The sequence below is a fragment of the Vibrio sp. 2132-1 genome (genome assembly GCF_033344315.1).
On sequence record NZ_JAWPON010000217.1, the window covers coordinates 1 to 799 of the forward strand.

The 799-nt window shown below is 46.8% G+C and carries 1 protein-coding gene; it reads right to left on the reverse strand.

Features of this window, described 5'->3' with window-relative positions; all coding sequences use genetic code 11:
* The coding region (locus R8N47_RS24530) for a LytTR family DNA-binding domain-containing protein (protein ID WP_318186017.1) at nt 1-771 on the reverse strand (771 nt) is incomplete at its 3' end.
* Nucleotides 772-799 lie beyond the last annotated feature (28 nt).

Below are 799 nucleotides of genomic sequence, written 5' to 3' on the forward strand. Positions count from 1 at the left end.
TTGAGAAGCGCGGCTCACTGGCAACTTAGTTTCGCCAACATAAACAAACATTCTTCCTGCAAAGTCTTTGTTTACTTTACTGATTTTAGACACTTGCACCACGCTTGAGCGATGCACTTGCCAAAACTGCTCTGGGTTGAGCTGCCCAATCAACTCTTTGAGCGATGTGCGGATCAAATATTCTTGCACTTCCCCCTTCCCTTGCTGTGCATACACCGAAACGTATTTTTCTTCCGCTTTGAAATACAGCACATCAGACGTCGCGATGAGATGAATATCGTCACCTTGCGTGGCTTTAATCCACTGTAAGTATTGCGGTGTTTGAGGCGCAGACAACTGTTGCAGTTGTTCCAACAAACTATTCATCTGAACATGGCTGTTGTCGCTTCCTCGTTGGCTGAGTCGAGCTTTGACTCGTTCACAGGTCGTTTGCAAACGAGCATCGGAAATGGGTTTGAGCAGGTAATCTGCCGCATTTTGCTCAAACGCTTTAATGGCATAGTCATCATAAGCAGTAACAAACACGATCAAAGGCGGGTTGGCCAAACGATTGAGTTTTTGCGCCAAACTCATGCCATCTAACACGGGCATACGAATATCGAGAAAGGCAATATCAGGTTGGCTTTGCTCAATGGCGTGCAAGGCTTGTTCGCCATCAGCTACCTTGGCAACGATGTCCAACTCCGGCCACACTTCCGCGAGGCTTTTATCGAGATGATGCCGCAATAACGGCTCATCATCGGCGATAATGGCAGTAAACCCTGTATTCATTTCACTGTTCCTTACTTATCATTGGCCA